This window comes from Streptomyces sp. NPDC058964, from assembly GCF_042741275.1.
Lineage (GTDB): Bacteria > Actinomycetota > Actinomycetes > Streptomycetales > Streptomycetaceae > Streptomyces.
Window position 1 is genome coordinate 1 of the sequence record NZ_JBHYKH010000984.1, and the last position, 1,332, is coordinate 1,332.

Consider the following 1,332-nt stretch of genomic DNA (forward strand, 5'->3'; position numbering starts at 1 on the left):
CGTCGCCAACGCCGGCATCACCCGGGACGGGTTGCTGCTCGCCCTCGACGCGGACGACGTCGACACCGTCCTCGACACCAACCTGCGGTCGGTCATCCGAGTCGCCAAGCACGCGGCCCGGGGCATGCTCGGCGGGCGCTGGGGCCGACTGGTGCTGATCTCCTCGGCCGTCGCGTTCACCGGCTCGCCGGGCCAGACGAACTACACCGCCGCCAAGGCCGGCCTCGTCGGTCTCGCCCGCTCCCTCGCCTGGGAGCTCGGCAGCCGCGGCATCACCGTCAACGTCGTCGCCCCCGGGCTCGTCCAGACGGACATGCTGCGCGAGGTACGGCCGGCCCGTATGGACCAGTACCTGGCGATGACGCCCCTTGGCCGGGCGGGCACCGCCGACGAGGTGGCCGCCGCCGTGCGGTTCCTCACCGGCGAGGAGGCGTCGTACATCACCGGCGCCGTGCTGCCGGTCAGCGGTGGGCTCGGCATGGGCCACTGAAGCCCCACGCCGCACGCGTCCACCACCACTCACGTAGCGCAGGAAAGGTGAACCATGCCCGTCGGTGTCCTGTCGATCGGCTCCCACACACCCGACAAGGTGATCGACAACCAGCAGATCAGTGCCTGGACGGGGATGCCCGAGTCCTGGGTGAGCGAACGGACCGGCGTCCTCACGCGGCGGTACGCCGAGCCCGGCACGGCCACGTCCGACCTTGCCCTGCACGCGGCCCGGGAGGCGCTGGACGGCGTCTCGGACGAGGTCCGCGAGCGGCTCGGCGCGCTGGTCGTGGCCACCAGCACCCCGGACGTGCCACAGCCGTCGACCGCGGCGATCCTCCAGCACAAGCTGGGGCTCTCCGTACTGCCCGCCTTCGACATCAACGCCGTCTGCAGCGGCTTCCTCTACGGCCTCTCCGTCGCCGAAGGACTGCTGAAGGCCGGCCGGCACGGGGAGTACGTGCTCCTGGTCGGCGCCGACATGTTCTCCACGATCATGGACAGGACCGACCGGCGCACGGTGAGCCTCTTCGGCGACGGCGCGGGCGCGGCCCTGCTCGGTGAGGTGCCCGAGGGCTACGGGTTGCAGTCGGTGCGCCTGGTCACGGACGGGGAGTTCCACCACTACGTGGGCGTGGAGGGCGGCGGCACCCGGACACCGCTCGACGCCGAGGCCCGCGAGGCGGGCAAGCACTACTTCCGGATGGACGGTCGCGCGGTGCGTGACTACGCCCTCTCGGTGCTGGCCAAGCTGACCGCCATGACGCTCGACGACTGCGGGCTCGCCCTGGAGGACGTCGACCGGTTCGTCTTCCACCAGGCCAACACCAGGCTCCTGGAGAC

At 71.6% G+C, this 1,332-nt stretch carries 2 protein-coding genes; both read left to right on the forward strand.

Features of this window, described 5'->3' with window-relative positions:
* On the forward strand, window positions 1–490 hold a 490-nt coding region (locus tag ACFW2E_RS47025; protein ID WP_384478341.1), incomplete at its 5' end, for an SDR family oxidoreductase.
* Window positions 491–544: 54 nt separating this feature from the next.
* On the forward strand, window positions 545–1,332 hold a 788-nt coding region (locus ACFW2E_RS47030; protein WP_384478344.1), incomplete at its 3' end, for a 3-oxoacyl-ACP synthase III family protein.